This window comes from Frigoribacterium sp. PhB107, from assembly GCF_003751515.1.
Lineage (GTDB): Bacteria > Actinomycetota > Actinomycetes > Actinomycetales > Microbacteriaceae > Frigoribacterium.
In genome coordinates this window covers 680,324-695,374 of record NZ_RJKU01000002.1, presented here as the reverse complement: position 1 = coordinate 695,374, position 15,051 = coordinate 680,324, and the positions used below count along the sequence as shown (strand labels likewise).

General features: G+C 71.6%; 19 protein-coding genes and 1 tRNA gene. 5 read left to right on the top strand and 15 right to left on the bottom strand.

Going from position 1 to position 15,051, the window contains the following annotated elements; translation table 11 throughout:
- Nucleotides 1–22: 22 nt before the first annotated feature.
- The 3 genes from EDF18_RS11515 to EDF18_RS11505 all read right to left on the bottom strand — a co-directional run bounded on the left by EDF18_RS11515 (nt 23) and on the right by EDF18_RS11505 (nt 1,519).
- The gene (locus EDF18_RS11515) at nt 23–397 is read right to left on the bottom strand and encodes a CrcB family protein (RefSeq protein WP_123548309.1); all 375 of its coding nucleotides are present in this window, start codon (nt 395–397) and stop codon (nt 23–25) included.
- Entirely contained in the window at nt 397–912 is a 516-nt protein-coding gene (locus tag EDF18_RS11510; protein WP_233569102.1) for a CrcB family protein, read from the bottom strand. The genes EDF18_RS11515 and EDF18_RS11510 overlap by 1 nt, the downstream gene beginning before the upstream one ends.
- Before the next feature lie 109 nt (nt 913–1,021).
- The gene (locus tag EDF18_RS11505) at nt 1,022–1,519 is read right to left on the bottom strand and encodes a pyridoxamine 5'-phosphate oxidase family protein (protein ID WP_123547924.1); all 498 of its coding nucleotides are present in this window, start codon (nt 1,517–1,519) and stop codon (nt 1,022–1,024) included.
- A 216-nt stretch (nt 1,520–1,735) separates the two neighbouring features.
- Between EDF18_RS11505 and EDF18_RS11500 the strand changes: the two genes are divergently transcribed.
- Nucleotides 1,736–2,167, top strand: coding sequence for a hypothetical protein (locus EDF18_RS11500; RefSeq protein WP_123547923.1), 432 nt, complete (start codon nt 1,736–1,738; stop codon nt 2,165–2,167).
- A gap of 45 nt (nt 2,168–2,212) precedes the next feature.
- Here the strand turns inward: EDF18_RS11500 and EDF18_RS11495 are convergent, their stop codons facing one another.
- Nucleotides 2,213–2,596: a helix-turn-helix domain-containing protein gene (locus tag EDF18_RS11495; RefSeq protein WP_123547922.1), complete on the bottom strand. Its 384-nt coding sequence runs from the start codon at nt 2,594–2,596 to the stop codon at nt 2,213–2,215.
- A 113-nt stretch (nt 2,597–2,709) separates the two neighbouring features.
- Between EDF18_RS11495 and EDF18_RS11490 the strand changes: the two genes are divergently transcribed.
- Nucleotides 2,710–3,120 (top strand): RidA family protein, encoded by a 411-nt coding sequence (locus tag EDF18_RS11490; RefSeq protein ID WP_123547921.1) that lies wholly within the window; start codon nt 2,710–2,712, stop codon nt 3,118–3,120.
- Between the two features lie 62 nt (nt 3,121–3,182).
- On the opposite strand, the gene EDF18_RS11485 is transcribed toward EDF18_RS11490, so the two are convergent.
- From EDF18_RS11485 to EDF18_RS11470, 5 genes are all read right to left on the bottom strand, one after another.
- Complete coding sequence (locus tag EDF18_RS11485) at nt 3,183–4,031, bottom strand: phosphatase PAP2 family protein (RefSeq protein WP_123547920.1); 849 nt, start codon at nt 4,029–4,031, stop codon at nt 3,183–3,185.
- Between the two features lie 32 nt (nt 4,032–4,063).
- Nucleotides 4,064–4,993: a hypothetical protein gene (locus EDF18_RS11480; protein ID WP_123547919.1), complete on the bottom strand. Its 930-nt coding sequence runs from the start codon at nt 4,991–4,993 to the stop codon at nt 4,064–4,066.
- Between the two features lie 206 nt (nt 4,994–5,199).
- Entirely contained in the window at nt 5,200–6,366 is a 1,167-nt protein-coding gene (locus tag EDF18_RS11475) for an RtcB family protein (RefSeq protein ID WP_123547918.1), read from the bottom strand.
- A 135-nt stretch (nt 6,367–6,501) separates the two neighbouring features.
- Nucleotides 6,502–6,636 carry a hypothetical protein gene (locus tag EDF18_RS16715; protein ID WP_255416189.1) on the bottom strand — a complete coding sequence of 45 codons (135 nt, stop codon included), beginning with the start codon at nt 6,634–6,636 and terminating at the stop codon, nt 6,502–6,504.
- A gap of 139 nt (nt 6,637–6,775) precedes the next feature.
- Complete coding sequence (locus EDF18_RS11470) at nt 6,776–7,273, bottom strand: CGNR zinc finger domain-containing protein (RefSeq protein ID WP_123547917.1); 498 nt, start codon at nt 7,271–7,273, stop codon at nt 6,776–6,778.
- 86 nt (nt 7,274–7,359) lie between these two features.
- Here EDF18_RS11470 and EDF18_RS11465 point away from each other — a divergent pair, with 86 nt between their 5' ends.
- Nucleotides 7,360–8,223, top strand: a complete 864-nt coding sequence (locus EDF18_RS11465) for an alpha/beta fold hydrolase (protein WP_123547916.1) — start codon at nt 7,360–7,362, stop codon at nt 8,221–8,223.
- 67 nt (nt 8,224–8,290) lie between these two features.
- The gene (locus tag EDF18_RS11460) at nt 8,291–8,824 is read left to right on the top strand and encodes a GNAT family N-acetyltransferase (protein ID WP_123547915.1); all 534 of its coding nucleotides are present in this window, start codon (nt 8,291–8,293) and stop codon (nt 8,822–8,824) included.
- A 914-nt stretch (nt 8,825–9,738) separates the two neighbouring features.
- Here EDF18_RS11460 and EDF18_RS11455 read toward each other — a convergent pair.
- Nucleotides 9,739–11,232: an alkaline phosphatase family protein gene (locus EDF18_RS11455; RefSeq protein WP_199732425.1), complete on the bottom strand. Its 1,494-nt coding sequence runs from the start codon at nt 11,230–11,232 to the stop codon at nt 9,739–9,741.
- A gap of 167 nt (nt 11,233–11,399) precedes the next feature.
- Nucleotides 11,400–12,374, bottom strand: coding sequence for a PrsW family intramembrane metalloprotease (locus EDF18_RS11450; RefSeq protein WP_148050092.1), 975 nt, complete (start codon nt 12,372–12,374; stop codon nt 11,400–11,402).
- Here EDF18_RS11450 and EDF18_RS16710 point away from each other — a divergent pair.
- Complete coding sequence (locus tag EDF18_RS16710; protein WP_255416187.1) at nt 12,358–12,486, top strand: hypothetical protein; 129 nt, start codon at nt 12,358–12,360, stop codon at nt 12,484–12,486. The two genes, EDF18_RS11450 and EDF18_RS16710, sit on opposite strands and share 17 nt — an antisense overlap.
- A 142-nt stretch (nt 12,487–12,628) precedes the next feature.
- On the opposite strand, the gene EDF18_RS11445 is transcribed toward EDF18_RS16710, so the two are convergent.
- From EDF18_RS11445 to EDF18_RS11430, 4 genes are all read right to left on the bottom strand, one after another.
- Nucleotides 12,629–13,264, bottom strand: a complete 636-nt coding sequence (locus EDF18_RS11445; protein ID WP_123547912.1) for a hypothetical protein — start codon at nt 13,262–13,264, stop codon at nt 12,629–12,631.
- 37 nt (nt 13,265–13,301) lie between these two features.
- A complete protein-coding gene (locus EDF18_RS11440) occupies nt 13,302–14,138 on the bottom strand; it encodes a CPBP family intramembrane glutamic endopeptidase (RefSeq protein WP_123547911.1) in 837 nt (278 codons plus the stop codon).
- A gap of 165 nt (nt 14,139–14,303) precedes the next feature.
- A tRNA-Arg gene (locus EDF18_RS11435) sits at nt 14,304–14,375 on the bottom strand.
- A 153-nt stretch (nt 14,376–14,528) separates the two neighbouring features.
- Nucleotides 14,529–15,023, bottom strand: a complete 495-nt coding sequence (locus EDF18_RS11430) for an HNH endonuclease (RefSeq protein WP_123547910.1) — start codon at nt 15,021–15,023, stop codon at nt 14,529–14,531.
- Nucleotides 15,024–15,051 lie beyond the last annotated feature (28 nt).

Sequence of the window (15,051 nt, the reverse complement as noted above, 5' to 3'; positions counted from 1 at the left end):
AGCTGTGGGCGGGTCTCGGCGCTCAGGCCGAGCGGAGCAGGACGCCGAGCACGCCGGCCGCGACGGCCAGCACGAGCACGCCGAGCCCGTACACGACACCCGGCCCCCAGCGGCGCTCGGCGAGCAGCCGCACGGTCTCGACGCTGGCCGTGCTGAAGGTCGTGTAGCCGCCCATCAGGCCGCCCCCGAGCACGAGCAGCCACCCGGGTGCGAGAGCCGAGGAGGCGGCGAGACCGGTGAGCAGGCCGAGCACGAACGAGCCCCCCACGTTGATCACCGGTGTGGCGAGCGGCAGGCGAGTCGACACGGCCGCGCGGACGACCCCGTCGACGACGAGCCGCAGCGCGGCGCCGACGCCGCCGGCGAGTGCCACGGCCACGAACAGCCAGGGGGCGATCACGAGTCGTGCCGCCGGTCCGGGCGCGCACGGGAGCGGTCTCGACCGGGACCGCGGGCGAGCGCCGCCCCCGACACGATGCCGCCGGCCACGGCGAGCGCCCCGGCGACGACCGACCCGAGCGCGTACGCGAGGGCGACGCCGGCGTGACCGTCGAGCAGCAGCCCCGTGTCGACGGCGAGCGCGCTGTACGTCGTGAAGCCGCCGAGCACCCCCGTGCCGACGAACAGGCGGAGGTCCCGGCGGCGTCCGCGGTCGGGCCCGCGACGCAGCAGCGACTCGAGCAGCAGGCCGAGCGCGAACGAGCCCACGACGTTGATCACGGCGATGGTGACGGGCAGCGTGCCGGGCGCCGCAGGGAAGGTCAGGGCCAGCGCCTCCCGGGCCCCGGTGCCGAGGGTCCCCCCGACGACGACGAGGCCGAGCGGCCGCCAGCGCAGGTGCACCGGCCGGGCCGTCACCTCCTCGACTCGCAGGTCGGCGTCCCCCGGGTCGGCCGGCGGCGGTGCAGTCACGTGCGCCTCCCCGGTCCCGTGCCGATGGGCGCGGCACCTCGGCAGTCAACCACGCACGAGGGCCCCGGGTCGGCGACGACCCGGGGCCCTGCACGAGCGAGCGGTGCGCCTAGAGCTCGATCTTCTGGTTGTCGGCGTCCAGCGCGTCGCCGGTCACCTTCGACTTGACGAACGAGAGGGCCGAGGCGACCTTGCCGCCGGGGCTGTCCCAGTACTCGGCGCTGTCGGCGGAGAACTTGACGAGTCCCACGGTCGGGTCGGACGGGCCCTCGGGGAACCACGCCTCGACGCGGCTGTTCCAGAGCTGCTCGAGCTTCGCGTGGTCGTCGACGACGGCTGCGGTGCCGGCGAGCGAGACCCACGAGTCGCGGGCGCTGAGGGTGACGCCGACGGTGTCCTTGCGCTGGAGGTGCGCGACGGCCGTCGAGCCGAGGCCGACGATGAACCAGAGGTCGCCGTCGAACTCCGTCTCCTGCAGGGTCATCGGGTGCCCCACGAGGGCCCCCTTCTCGTCGATGGTGGTGAGCATCGCGAAGTCGAAGTCGCCGAGCAGCTTCGCGAGCTTGGCGACGTCGTCGTGATGGGTGGTGCTGGTGCTGTCGGCCACGAGTGGCTCCTTCCGTCCGTCGGCCTGGGCCGACACGAGTCGAGCGGGGGTGGTGCTCCGCCCACACTGCTCCCCCGGGCACCCCGGATGCACGGCTCCCGACGCAGGACCTCGGAGACCGTTCCCAGCCGGGTGCGTGTCTCCCGTGTGGAGCAGCCGCGACGTACGCTGTCCGTGCACGCTGCTCCCCGCACGTCCCCGGCGCGAAGGACCCCCATGCGACACGACGGTCACCCCGACGACCTGCCTGCCGACCTGCCCGAGGGCGGTCCCGCGACGGGACCGGCCGAGGAGGCGCGCGAGGCGGGGCGGGAACGCCCGGTGACCGACGCGGTCGCCCAGGAGGCGCCTCCTGCGTCCGACCTGGACGCCTGGTCGGAGGAGCGGCACCGCGAGCTCGAGCTCTACCTCGAGCACGACCGCGAGGTCGAGGCGCTGCGGCAGCGGGAGCGCGAGGCCGCCGAGCGGCAGCGCCGGGAGCGCGCCGCCCGGCTTCGCGAGGCCGAGCTGCCGCCCGAACTGCGTGACGCGGACGACGACGACTGGGTCCCCGGGCGCCGGCGCCGACTCGTCATGGGCACGTCGCGGGTCGTCGCGGCGATCGCCCTGGTGGCGGTGCTGGCCCTGGCCGTGACTGCTGTCTTCTAGGCGACTCGACGTCCCCGAGAGCCCTGGTGCCCCTGCAGCCGGCGCCTAGGCGTCCGTCTCGGCGTCGTAGCGGGCGCGTGCGCGCTCGACCTCGGGCAGGTTCCGGCTCGTCCAGGTCAGCAGGGCGTCGACGAGCTCGTTGAGCGAGTCGCCGATCGGGGCGATGCGGTACTCGACGGCGATCGGCCTGGTCTGCAGCACGACGCGCTCGACCATCCCGTTGCGCTCGAGCCGACGGAGCGTGGCCGTCAGCGACTTCTGGCCGACCGCGGGCACGACTCGGCGCAGCTCGTTGAAGCGGAGCGGACGCTCGCAGAGCTGGTCGAGCACCTGCAGCGACCACTTGTCGAGCAGCTCGTCGAGCAGCTCGCGGTGCGGGGCGTCGACGTGCAGCAGCTCGGGGCCGGCAGGGGAGGCGGTGTCGTCCATGCCACCTAGTCTCGTTGAGGTGCCTCTCGTGCACCAGGTAGACAGAGGGAACCACGACGACCCGCGACGAACGGCGTCGCCCCTCGCGTCGTGCCACGAGAGGAAGCCCTGAGATGACCGTCCAGACCCTGAGCCCCGAGGGCATGTTCCAACCCGTCCCCTACGACCACGTCTCGATCGCGACCGGCTCCCGGCACGTGCACGTCGCGGGCCAGATCGCGCGCGACGGCGAGGGCCGCCGCCTGTTCCCCGGCGACCTCGCGCAGCAGGTGGCCCAGGTGCTCCGCAACGCGCACCGCGGGCTCGCCGCCGCCGGGGCCGATTTCTCGGACGTCGTCCGGCTCCGCTTCTTCCTCACCGGCTCGACGCCCGAGATGTTCGCCGACTTCACGGCCGGCATCGCGCTGGTCGCCGACGAGCTCGACCTGCCGACTCCCCTGCCCCCGGTGTCGGCGATCGGCGTCGACTTCCTCTTCGAGCCCGACGTCCTGGTCGAGCTCGAGGCGTACGCGATACTCGACTGAGACGAGGGAGACCCGCCCACAGCGGGCCGAGGCCGGGCCGGGCTCGGCTCGGCTCGGCTCGGCTACTCGGCGATCTCCGCGTCGTCCTGGGCGCTGAGGTAGAGCCGGTGGCTCGTGATGATCAGCGAGAGCCAGCCGGTGCCGGTCACCCAGCCGACGGCGACGTCGGTGAACCAGTGCGCTCCGAGCAGCACCCGCGAGAGGCCGACGGTGACCGCAGCGGCGGCCGCCCCGCCGATGACGGCCACCTGGGGACCGTTCTTCTCCTGCCGCAGGGCCACGAGGTAGGCGAGAACGCCGAGGATCGTCGTCGTGTTGAGCGTGTGCCCCGACGGGAACGACGGCGACTTCTCGAAGGGCGGGATGGCCTCGTGCTGCGGCGGCCGGTTGCGGGCGATCAGCTTCTTGCCGATCAGCGTCATGGCGAGCGACCCGGCTCCCGCGGCCACGATCAGCGTCACGGGGTTGGCCCGCCGGTCGCGCACGCCGAAGGCCACCGCCGCGCTGACGGTGAGCAGCGGCATGGCGATCGGGCCGAAGACGTGGGCGATGGTCGCGGCCGCGCCGTTGACGACGGGCGAGCGCAGCGCCTTCGCCTTCTCCAGCGCCGGCCGGTCGAGGCGGCCGATGCCGTCGCGGTCGGTGACTCCGTCGTAGATGTAGGCGGCCCCCACGGTCGCCGCGGCGAGGACGCTCCCGCCCACGGCGAGCGTGCCGACGAGCGCCCGGCGGGCGCCGACGCGCTTGGCGATCTCGCGGTGCTGCGACGCGAGCCGCCGCCCCGCCGGGCTGCGCCACTCGGTGAGGTCGCGCTGCCCGATCCGCCGGTCCGCCCGAGCTGACGGGCCGCCGCCGCGGAAGGGGCCGGTCCTGGGGGTCGTCGTGCCGGCAACATCAGAGGTGCGCGTCATGGGACCAGTCTGCCTCCCCGGTCGTCCTCGCCTCACAGCGGGCGGCTCCCGGAGCCCTGCTGCTGCTGTGCCCAGTCGTCGTACCCGACGACCCCTCGGAAGTCCGGGCCGCCGTCGGCCCCCACCGGCAGCAGCGTGCCGTCGTCGTAGCGCGGCCACTGGAGCGACCGCTGCCCCGGGCGCGCGTACGCCGTCGCGGGCGGCCGGAACCCCGACGAGGAGGCGGCAGACTCGGCCTCGGGACCAGGTGCGCCCGTCGTCCACGCACCTGCCTGCTGCTCGGACGGCACCGACGTCACACCGGCCCGGGCTGTGCCAAGCTCGGACCCACCCCGCGGCGACACCCCGGCGAACAGCTGGTACCCGAGCGGCACGAGCACCGTGCCGAGGGCGTCGAGCACGGCCACGACGCCGACCGCGCGCCAGTACGTCTCGTGGACGTCGAACCACGTGAACAGCACCGGCAGGGTGAGCAGCGCGGCCAACGTGCCCACGAGCACGAGCGTCACCGTCGTGACCACGGACATGACGCGGTACCGGAGGCGAGCCCCGATGGCCAGCACGAGGTGCACGTGCAACAGCGCCACCCGCGCGATCACGGCGAGGAGCACCCAGCCGAGGAACCCGTCGAACGGCGACCACGGGGCGTAGCCGTCCGGGTCGGCGAGCGTCCGTGCCGGAGCCCAGATCTTCGCCATGCCCGCGACGAACAGGTAGATCGAGACGCTGAAGCTGACGACGGCGAAGGCCGAGCTGCGCCGGGACGACACGTCTGCGTCGTACCAGGAGAAGAGGGCGAAGGCCGTGAAGAGCACGGCTGTGCCGATCAGGCGCCACGAGGTGTCGCCGAAGTTCGCCGTGGCGATCGAGACGATGGCCACGACCGCCGCCACCACGAGGGAGGCGATCACCACCCGGAGCATGATCGGCCTGACGCGGCCGAACGGGAACGTGGTCGGCATGGGCGGGTCTCCTCGAGATCGGGGCCGGGGTCACCACGACCCTGTCACGCGCGACGCCGCCGGCGCAGGCCCCCGACCGGGCAGTGGGGATCACGGGCAGGGAAGTCAGCCCTGGGGAGGGGTCCCCCGCAGCACCGTCGCTGTCTTGGCCCCGGGAGGTGCCGACCGGGTCCCGGTGACCCGGCCCGCACCTCCTCGGTGCCCCGCTAGTCGCCCTTCACGTTGACGATCTGGCGCAGCGTGTGCCGGATCGTGACGAGCTCCGCCGCGTCGGCCATCACCTGGTCGATCGGCTTGTACGCCGCGGGGATCTCGTCGAGGAACGCGTCGGTGTCGCGGTACTCGATCCCCTCCATCGCGGCGCGGAGCTCGTCGTGCGTGAACGCCTTGCGGGCCGCGCTCCGCGAGTACGCCCGGCCGGCGCCGTGCGGCGACGACTCGAGGGCGACGGGGTTCCCCTTGCCCTCGACCACGTAGGAGGCGGTGCCCATGCTGCCGGGGACCAGCCCGGCCTGCCCCGCCCTCGCCGAGATGGCGCCCTTGCGGCTGAGCCACACGTCCTTGCCGAAGTGCCGCTCGCGCTGAGTGAAGTTGTGGTGGCAGTTGATCCGCTCCTGCTCCTCCACGGGCGCGCCGACCCAGTCGGCGAACTGGCGCACCACCCTGTCCATCATCTCCTCGCGGTTGAGCAGGGCGAAGCGCTGTGCCCAGCCGAGCTCGGCGATGTACCGGTCGAACTCGGCCGTGCCCTCGACGAGGTAGGCGAGGTCAGGGTCGGGCAGCGTGATCCACCAGCGCTTCATGGCCGCCTGGGCGACCTTGATGTGCGCCTGGGCGATCTTGTTGCCGACGCCCCGGCTGCCCGAGTGCAGGAACAGCCAGACGGCGTCCGTCTCGTCGAGGCTGACCTCGATGAAGTGGTTGCCGCTGCCCAGCGTGCCGAGCTGCAGCTGCCAGGTGCGGGCGTACGAGGCCGGGTCGAAGGCGGCCTCGGCCGCCAGCGCCTCGAGCTCGGCTATGCGCGGCTCGGCGGTCGCGACGACCTTGCGGTTGTAGGCGCCGGCCGAGGTCGGCACAGCCCGCTCGATCTGCTCGCGCAGCGGCTTGCGGTCGGTCGGCAGGTCGGCCGCCGTGAACTGCGTGCGCACGGCGATCATGCCGCAGCCGATGTCGACGCCGACGGCGGCCGGCATCACGGCGCCGAGCGTCGGGATCACCGACCCGACGGTGGCGCCGAGGCCCAGGTGGGCGTCGGGCATCAGCGCGAGGTGCGGGTAGATGAACGGCATCGTCGACGTCGTCCTGGCCTGCTGCTCGGTCTTCTCCTCGAGCAGGCTGGCCCAGCTGAACAGCCGGGCAGTGATCTTCTCCATGGTCCTCTCGGTCCTCTGTGGGGTGGGGTGTCGTCGTCCGGGGCGGACGGACGCACGCCGACCCTGCAGTGTCGGTGGATGCGAGAGATGCGCCCCGGCCCTCGTGGGCGCGGGGCGTCGGGTGACGCGGGCGGCCTACGAGAGGGTGTCGAGTTCGAGCAGGGTGGTCTGCTGCTGCTCGGGCAGTGCGTGCTGCGCGAGATACCAGGCAGGGCCACGGCCGTCGAGGAGGCGCGGTGCACGGCTGTCGGTCATGGTGCGGTTCGACACGGTGCGGTCCTCCCTCTCGGGGTGCTCGACGTCGACGAGGCGACGGGCGTGCCGACTGTCGGCACGAGAGGCGACAGTACAGCCCGGGCGTGTCGCTGTCTACATCCCGGGCGTGTCGCGGACCAGACGAGCGCCCCTGTCAGGCCCGGAGACGACCGGCGTGCGCTCGGGCCTTCATCCTGTTGCCGCAGGTCGCCATGGAGCACCACTTCGCGGTGCCGGGGCGACTGTGGTCGACGAGGAACAGGTTGCACTCGTCGTTCGCGCAGGCGCGGACGCGACCCGGGAACTGCTCGGCGACGTGTGACCACGCCAGGACGGCCGTGGTCGCGAGGCGGTCGTCGTCCGCCGCGGCGAGGTCCCAGACCACGCCCTCGGGCGTGACGCGAGGCGTGCGCACCGCCCCCTCGACCACGCGCGCGAGCTCGTCGACCGCCTCGGGCCCTGCCCCGCGGATCACGGCCTGGAGGGCCGCGCGAGCCCGGCGGAGCTGAGCGACCTCGTCGACCGAGCCGACGCCTCCCCAGCTCCGGGCCAGTTCGCGACCGTGGTCGCCCTCGAGGTCGTCCGTCGCGTGCCCGTCCACCACCGGGGCGCTGTTGAGCACGGCCAGCAGCAGCTCTTCGTCCGTCAGCATCGGTCCTCGTCTCCTCGCACCCGTCCGGCGCGACCTGACCCATGCTACCGTCGCCTAACCGGTAAAACAATTCAAAGAGGTTACTCATGGTCGCCGTCCACCACCGCACCGTCTCCGTCGACGGGCACGACGTGTTCTACCGGGAGGCCGGGCCCGCCGACGCCCCCGTGCTGCTCCTCCTGCACGGGTACCCGTCGAGCTCCCACATGTTCCGGCACCTCATCCCGGCGCTGGCCGACCGGTACCGCGTGGTGGCACCCGACCACCTCGGCTTCGGTCGCTCGTCGGCCCCGTCGACCGACGAGTTCGACTACACCTTCGAGGCCCTCGCCGCCGTGACTGGACGGTTCCTCTCCACGCTCGGGATCGAGCGGTACACGGTCTACGTCCAGGACTATGGCGCCCCGATCGGCTGGCGTCTCGCCCTCGCAGACCCCGCGGCCGTCACGGGCGTCATCACCCAGAACGGCAACGCCTACGAGGACGGCTTCGTGCCGAGCTTCTGGGACGGGATCTGGGCCGACGGCGCCGAGCGGACCGGCGAGACCCGGGACGCGCTCCGCCCCGCGCTCGGGCGGGAGGCCGTCGAGTGGCAGTACACCCACGGCGTGTCCGACCCCACGACCGTCGACCCCGACGCCTGGGAGCACGACCTCGCGCTCCTCGCCCGCCCCGGACAGGACGACGTCCAGCTCGACCTCTTCCGCGACTACGCGACCAACCGCGCCCTGTACCCGGCGGTCCACGACTGGCTCCGCACCTCCGGCGTCCCCGTCCTGGCCATCTGGGGACGCAACGACGAGATCTTCGCCGCTGCGGGCGCGAGCGCGTTCCTCGAGGACTCCCCCGAGGCTCGGGTGGAGCTCGTCGACGGCGGGCACTTCCTCCTCGAGTCGCACCTGGACGAGGTCGCCGGCACGATCAGGGACTGGCTCGCGGACCGGGCCTGAGCGCACCTGACCTGAGCGCTCCGCACCGACTCCCTTCCGCCGTGGACGCGTGCAGAGAGAATGGACCATGATCAGCGGCCTGAGCCTCCCCGTCGTCGTCTCGGCCCGTGGCGCCGACGTGCTCGTCCGACGAGCGGTGCCGGACGACCTCCACGCCGTCATCCGGCTGCTGGCCGACGACCCGGTCAGCGCAGGCCGAGGCGACGTCGCCGGCGACGAGGACGTGGACGCGTACGCGTCGGCGCTCGGTCGCATCGTCGACGACCCGAGCAACGACCTCGTCGTCGCCCAGGATCGGGACGGGGCGGTCGTCGGGACGCTGCAGCTGACGGTCGTCCCCGGCATGGCCCGACGGGGCAGCACCCGGTTGCTCGTCGAGGCGGTCCGTGTCGCGAGCACGGAGCGCTCGTCCGGCATCGGCAGCGCGCTGATGCGATGGGTGGTCGACGGGGCCGCCGTCGAGCTCCGCACGCCCCTGGTGCAGCTGACGTCGGACGCCGCGCGCACCGATGCTCACCGCTTCTACCTGAGGCTCGGCTTCGTCGACTCGCACGTCGGCTTCAAGTACGCCGTGACGCTGCCGGACTCGCCGAGCCGGTAGCCGCCCGTCGACCGCAGGTTCACGCACCCGCGAGGGAGTGCCCCTGGACGGGGATGACGCGCAGGGTCATCGGGCCGCGGGGGTTCGAGTCCCGGAAGGGGCACCGCGAGCGTCAGCGAGGGAGTGCCCCTGGACGGGGATGACGCGCAGGGTCATCGGGCCGCGGGGGTTCGAGTCCCGGAAGGGGCACCGCGAGCGTCAGCGAGGGAGTGCCCCTGGACGGGGATGACGCGCAGCGTCATCGGGCCGCGGGGGTTCGAGTCCCGGAAGGGGCGCCGCGAGCGTTCANNNNCACCGCGAGCGTCAGCGAGGGAGTGCCCCTGGACGGGGATGACGCGCAGCGTCATCGGGCCGCGGGGGTTCGAGTCCCGGAAGGGGCGCCGCGAGCGTCAGCGAGGGAGTGCCCCTGGACGGGGATGACGCGCAGCGTCATCGGGCCGCGGGGGTTCGAGTCCCGGAAGGGGCGCCGCGAGCGTCAGCGAGGGAGTGCCCCTGGAGGGACTCGAACCCCCAACCCTTTCCTTAGGGATGGCCCAAGCCGAGATCCTTGCCAGACAGCCGATTCCCTGGCACCGAGCCGGTCTGGGGCCGAAGAGTCCGCACGGGCATCACCCACCTTGACCCCTGGTGTCCCACCTCGTCCCACGCATTGCGTGGGGTAAGCGTGGGCTTCGCTTCAACATGGTGTCACCGCCGACCAGACAGCAAGTTCCTCTGACCGCAGTCGTGTCGTCCAGAAGCGCGCAGCGAGGCCGAAGCCGCGCTTGCCGCAAGGAGCGACCCCGAGGCGGACCGCCAGGCCGTCAGCAGATCAACGCTGGGTAGAGCAGCCCGGGCGTGACGACGACCTAGGTCGCGCGCGCTCACCGCAGCGGGGCGCAGCATCGCCGCACCCCGCCGTCTCGTCGTCGGCGTCAGCGGACCTGCAGGTCGTCGACCGCCCAGAACCAGTTGTTGTCCCCGTTCGTCAGCGAGAACCGCACCCGCATCGAGGAGGCGCCGGCGGGAACGCTCACTACGTGACGATCGACGGCAGCGATGCGGTCGGCCGTGTACGTCGTGACGTTGCGCCAGGTGCCACCGTCGAACGAGACGAGCACGGACGCCGTCTCCGCGCCCTCCTTGCGGTAGTGCGAGCCGAAGGAGACGGTCGTGCTCGTCTTGCCCGCGACCGAGTACGCCTGCGACGTCATGAGGCTGGTGAACGTGCCCGACCTGCTCTTGTCGGCCCACTCGTCGCTGTCGGCGACGGCGAAGACGCCACGGGCACGGACGTTGGTCTCGCGCTGCTGGCCTGTCTCGGTGGCGGTCCAGAAGGGGTCGGTGGTCAGCGACCAGCCCCGCCACTCGGTGACGCCTCCCGTGCCCATGCCGGAGTTGTCGACAGTCCAGCCAGAGGGGAACGTCTTCGTCCAGCCGAGGGTGCCGGCCGGGATGCCCGTCTCGTCGACCCTGCCCTGGAGGCTGCCCGCCCGCGTGTCGAAGGGGTCGGTCGACGCGGTCGCGAGCGGTCGGCCGTCGAGGACGGACGGCACGGCCACGCCGAAGGTCGAGAGCACGTCCGCGGCGATGTCGACGTTCTTCGGCGCGATCGTGGGGGTCGTCTTGGTGATGCCGGGACCGGTCTTGATGATGAACGAGGCCCGCTCGGCTGCGCTGTTCCCGCCGTGTCCGCCGGAGTCGGTGTGGCCGTGGTCGGACGTGACGATGAACGACCACGACTCGGAGGCGGCTCCCGGTCGAGCGGCGACCGCGGCGCGGAGCTTCCCGATCAGGCCGTCGACCTCGGTGACCGCGTCGAGGTACTGCTGCGACGCGGCTCCGTGGTCGTGGCCGGCGTGGTCGACGTCGTCGAAGTGGATGAACGACGCGTTCGGGCCCGTGCTGCCGAGGTAGGAGGCGGCAGTGGCGGCCGTGTCGGCGTCGCCCGTCGAGGCGTAGCGCCGGTCGACTGCCGAGCCGACGAGCGCGGGCCCGGCGGAGCCGTCCACGATCGGCGCCCAGGTCACGGCGGCGTAGGTGCTCACCCCACGGTCCGCGGCCTCGAGGCGTGAGAGGAAATCGGGGTAGGAGGCGATGCTGCTGCCCGACCAGCTGTTGCTGGTGACCTTGTGCTTGTCGGGCCACACGCCGCTGAGGCTCGTCGCCCAGCCGGGCCCCGAGAACGTGCTCGACATGGGCGAGCCGTAGAGGCTGGTCTTGCTCGAGTACCCGGAGGCGATCATCGCGTCGAGGTTCGGCGCCGCGACGGGGGCGATCTTGTCGAACAGGAGTCCGTCGACGCCGATGACGACGACGTGGCGGGAGGTGTCGACGGCGGCGGAGGCCGCGGTCGGCACCGCGGTCGCGGCGAGCGTGGCAGCGACGATCCCTGCGGCGAGCACGGTCGTCTTGCGGGGTGTTCTCATGGGGGTCCTTCTCAGTCGGTGATCAAGCGAGGTAGACAGCTAGACCACCGTGACCCACATAGGTACACAACTCAAGCGAAGGAGGCGCCAGGACCGGTGAAGAGTGCGTGAACATCGGAGCCGCCGACGTCGGCGCCCGTCTCAGCGGGCTGTCGGTCCCGGAGCGCTCAGCTCGCCGCTCCCCCTCGGATGCGCTCCAGGTCGCGCCGGACGCGGTCGGCGCGGGTCCCGTCCGCATCGGGCACGGCATGTGCAAGGTCGCCGACAGCACGGAGCAGGGCGCCCCGAGCGCGCCTCTCCTGCCGGGTGGCACCGCGTCGGACGAACCTCCGCCTGGCGTGGCGCGTGCTGCACGCGGCGTCGGATTCCTCTCGGGTGATGACGCCCGTGGCCACCTCAGGGGCGAGGACGGTCCGCATGTCGTCCTTCTCCGGCCGCACCGCGAAACGGAAGACCAGGACGACGGCGACACCGACGGCAGCCATGATGCCCAGCTCCAGGACGATGCTCCAGTCCACGAAGGGTCCGAGAATCCCGCTGACGCTGTCCCACGCGCTGTGGAAGAGCATCGCGAGCAGCATCAGACCGACACCGGGCAGGACCCGTCGCCGCTGGGCGGGGCTGCCGATCAGGAGGAACAGACCGGTGGCGAAGATCGCCGAATAGGCGAGGTGCCCCGCGACGCCGGTCACGAGGCGAAGGACGAGGACGAAGAAGGCGGACCGGAAGGGGTCCGTTCCGAACTGGGCACCGGCACTCTGGGTGACGTAGAGCAGATCCTCGACGACCTCGAAGCCGAGCCCGATGAACGCCCCCAGGATGAACGCGTCGAAAGTCGTGCGGATGACGCGTGACGCGAGCGTGACCAGGAGGACGAGCCCGATGCCCTTGGAGAACTCCTCGGTCACGGGGGCGGTCAGCCCGGCGCCCCAGTCGGCGGCGAAGGTCTGGCCGAAGTTCTTGCCCCACAACGTCAAGACTGCGTCGTTGGCCTGGATGGCGAAGAAGAACGTGGCCGCGAGGCCTCCCCACACCACGGCGTGTACGGCGAGGGCGGCAGGCAAGGTGGAGTAACGGTCCATCGTGTGGGTGATCCACCAGCAGAGCGCGCCGTAGAGAGCCAGCATGAAGCCGTCGATCACGACCGTGGAGGCGAAGGGACGCGCGGCACTGCCGAACACGGTGGCCGCGTGCCACGCTCCGCCCAGCGCGAGCACCCAGAAGACCCAGAAGGCCGCGTTGCGAGGCTGGTAGACCGTGAGGCGCTCGCCCCAGCCGGATCGTGCGACGACGTCTGATCGTGCGTCATGGAGGAGCCTGAGCTCGGCACTCGACACGGCGGCAGCGACCGGAGACCCGTCGTTCGCACGTCGGCGTGGCCGGAAGTTCAGTCGGATCACGTGGGCACCTCCACGGCCTGGATGCTCGACAGTGCCGCCCCGATCAGGTCTGCTCGAGTCGTCGGGGTGTCCGCCGGCGTGCGGACGACGACCTCGATGCCGACCCCGTCGACGGTGAACGCCCCGATCGCGCCGTCCGCGCCGACGTCCTGGAACTCGCTGATCACGCCCGGGATGCCCGACGCGGTCGTCAGCGAGCTCGCCGCGCCGCTGATGGCCATGGCGCTGTCGCCCCGGTCGATGCTGCGGATCTGTTCGAGCAGCTGCTCGGGTGTGCCCGAGAAGTCGTCGGCGGTGACCGAGATCGAGGTGGACCCGGTGAACACCGCCGCCGTGTCGGGGTAGCTGCCTCCGGCGGGCAGCGCGTCGGTCAGGACGCCCTGGCTGATGCCCCAGCCAGCCGGGGGCGTGAACTGCACGCCGGCGCCGAGGGTCATCGTCTGCCCTGCGGGGACGGTCTCCTCGTAGGACACCAGGGAGTCGACCCAGGGGATGCCCCAGTGCATGACGGCCGCGGAGGCCAGGACGATGCCGGCGGGCAGCAGGGTCTTCCGGTCCATGCCGGCGAAGCGCCGGTCGGCCGGCACCCAGCGGTCGACGCTCCCGTCAGTGGCCGAGTTCGTCATCGACATGTCCGATCCCTTCGTGGTGGGTCTCGCTCGCATCGGGTCAGGCGAGGTGACCACGATCGACCGGCACAGGCTGCCGATGATGTGCCGCACGGCGCTCGGTCAGGAGGAAGACGACGAGCAGGACCACGCCGACGAGGACGAGGACGATGTTGCCGAGCTGCGCTAGGGAACCCACGCTGCCCTCCACGGGGTAGGTGCCCTGCATGAAGACGCTCGGGTCGGTGCTCGCGTGCAGCAGGATCGGAGCGATGATCGTTCCGGTCACCCGGAGGGCGAGGTACATGCAGAGGCCGAAGAAGAACGTGTAGAGCATCTGCAGCACGGTGGGGACGAGCGCCTGACCGGTCAAGAGGTTGGTCGCGTGCAGCAGCGAGAACAACGCGGCGGAGACGAGCCCGACGGCGATCTCGGAGCGGCCGGCCGAGCGCATGATGCGGACGACGTACCCGCGAGTCAGCACTTCCTCCGAGAAGCCGATGACGAGTCCCGCCAGCAGCCACGCGGCGACCCAGTCGAAGCCTGCTGCCTCGTAGTCGATGCTGGCGAAGCGCAGCACGTTGAAGAGCAGCACGACGGCGACAGCGATCCACATCCAGCCTCGGCCCGGGACGTCCTGCCGTGCGAAGAGGCCTCGCAGCCAGCCGAGACTCGCACCGAAGCCGACCAGGATCAGGCTGCCGATGAGGACCGGGACGACGATGAGGACGAGGACGTAGCTGACTGAGCCGGCGTCGCCGATGAAGGGCACGAAGGGTGCCATGAGGAACGACGCGGGTTCGTAGATCGCGAGGTAGCCGACGGCGAGGATCAGCGCCTTCCACCATCGACCCTGTTCCCAGAACCGCGCCCACCCTGATCGTGCAGCAGTTTCCATGATCTTCCCCTTGGTTGAGGCTCAGTCAACCATCAGTGTCGAGGGAGATCAAAGGTGTGGTCGTCGGGCGAGAATCCGTCCCCGCGGCGCTCCCCTGCGTGCCGATCATGGTCGGACGACGCAGGCGCATCACGTCCGATCAGCGTACGGATCACCGTGTTCCAGTGCCCCTGGAGGGACTCGAACCCCCAACCCTTTCCTTAGGACGGAACTGCTCTTCCATTGAGCTACAGAGGCTGACCGGACGAGTCTACCGAACCCGCACCTCCTGCTGCCCGCCTCTCCTCGGGACGCCGAAGAACCGCGTTCCGTTCAAGGAACCGCGTTGCAACGCGGTTCTTTGAACGGAACGAGGTTCGCAAGGGCAACCCCGCAGCAGCGGAGCGCGGCTCACGCCGCCGCGAGGTACTCGTCCCACTCCGCCTGCGGCCGGTCGGTGCCGCGCACGACCCAGCCGACGCCGTGCGGCGCCTTCGGCTGCCAGCGCAGGGTCCAGCCCATCTCGGCCGGCGTCCGGTCGCTCTTGACGTTGTTGCAGCGGAGGCAGCACGCGACCAGGTTCTCCCAGCTGTCGGCGCCTCCTCGCGACCGCGGCTGCACGTGGTCGATCGTCGACGCCGACCGGCCGCAGTAGGCGCAGTGGTGCGCGTCGCGGCGCAGCACCCCGCGGCGCGAGACGGGCACGGTGCGACCGTGCGGGATGCGGACGTAGCGCGTCAGCACGATCACCGACGGCCGGTCGAAGGCGAACCCGGCGCCGAGCACGGGATGGTCGGCGTCGGCCGAGACGACCGTCGCCTTCTGGGTCATGACGAGCACGAGGGCCCGACGGAACGACACGACGGCGAGGGGCTCGAAGCCGGCGTTGAGGACGAGAGTGCGCATGCTTTCCCTTTCGAAGCACCCTGGACGG

Coding starts and splice junctions, on each gene's coding strand:
- EDF18_RS11490 (WP_123547921.1), top strand. CDS start 2,710: ATGACCGTCCAGACCCTGAGCCCCGAGGGCATGTTCCAACCCGTCCCC.
- EDF18_RS11475 (WP_123547918.1), bottom strand. CDS start 6,366: ATGGAGAAGATCACTGCCCGGCTGTTCAGCTGGGCCAGCCTGCTCGAG.
- EDF18_RS11455 (WP_199732425.1), bottom strand. CDS start 11,232: ATGAGAACACCCCGCAAGACGACCGTGCTCGCCGCAGGGATCGTCGCT.
- EDF18_RS11485 (WP_123547920.1), bottom strand. CDS start 4,031: ATGACGCGCACCTCTGATGTTGCCGGCACGACGACCCCCAGGACCGGC.
- EDF18_RS11465 (WP_123547916.1), top strand. CDS start 7,360: ATGGTCGCCGTCCACCACCGCACCGTCTCCGTCGACGGGCACGACGTG.
- EDF18_RS11470 (WP_123547917.1), bottom strand. CDS start 7,273: ATGCTGACGGACGAAGAGCTGCTGCTGGCCGTGCTCAACAGCGCCCCG.
- EDF18_RS11500 (WP_123547923.1), top strand. CDS start 1,736: ATGCGACACGACGGTCACCCCGACGACCTGCCTGCCGACCTGCCCGAG.
- EDF18_RS11440 (WP_123547911.1), bottom strand. CDS start 14,138: ATGGAAACTGCTGCACGATCAGGGTGGGCGCGGTTCTGGGAACAGGGT.
- EDF18_RS11480 (WP_123547919.1), bottom strand. CDS start 4,993: ATGCCGACCACGTTCCCGTTCGGCCGCGTCAGGCCGATCATGCTCCGG.
- EDF18_RS11445 (WP_123547912.1), bottom strand. CDS start 13,264: ATGTCGATGACGAACTCGGCCACTGACGGGAGCGTCGACCGCTGGGTG.
- EDF18_RS11430 (WP_123547910.1), bottom strand. CDS start 15,023: ATGCGCACTCTCGTCCTCAACGCCGGCTTCGAGCCCCTCGCCGTCGTG.
- EDF18_RS16710 (WP_255416187.1), top strand. CDS start 12,358: ATGAAGCCGTCGATCACGACCGTGGAGGCGAAGGGACGCGCGGCACTG.
- EDF18_RS11495 (WP_123547922.1), bottom strand. CDS start 2,596: ATGGACGACACCGCCTCCCCTGCCGGCCCCGAGCTGCTGCACGTCGAC.
- EDF18_RS11460 (WP_123547915.1), top strand. CDS start 8,291: ATGATCAGCGGCCTGAGCCTCCCCGTCGTCGTCTCGGCCCGTGGCGCC.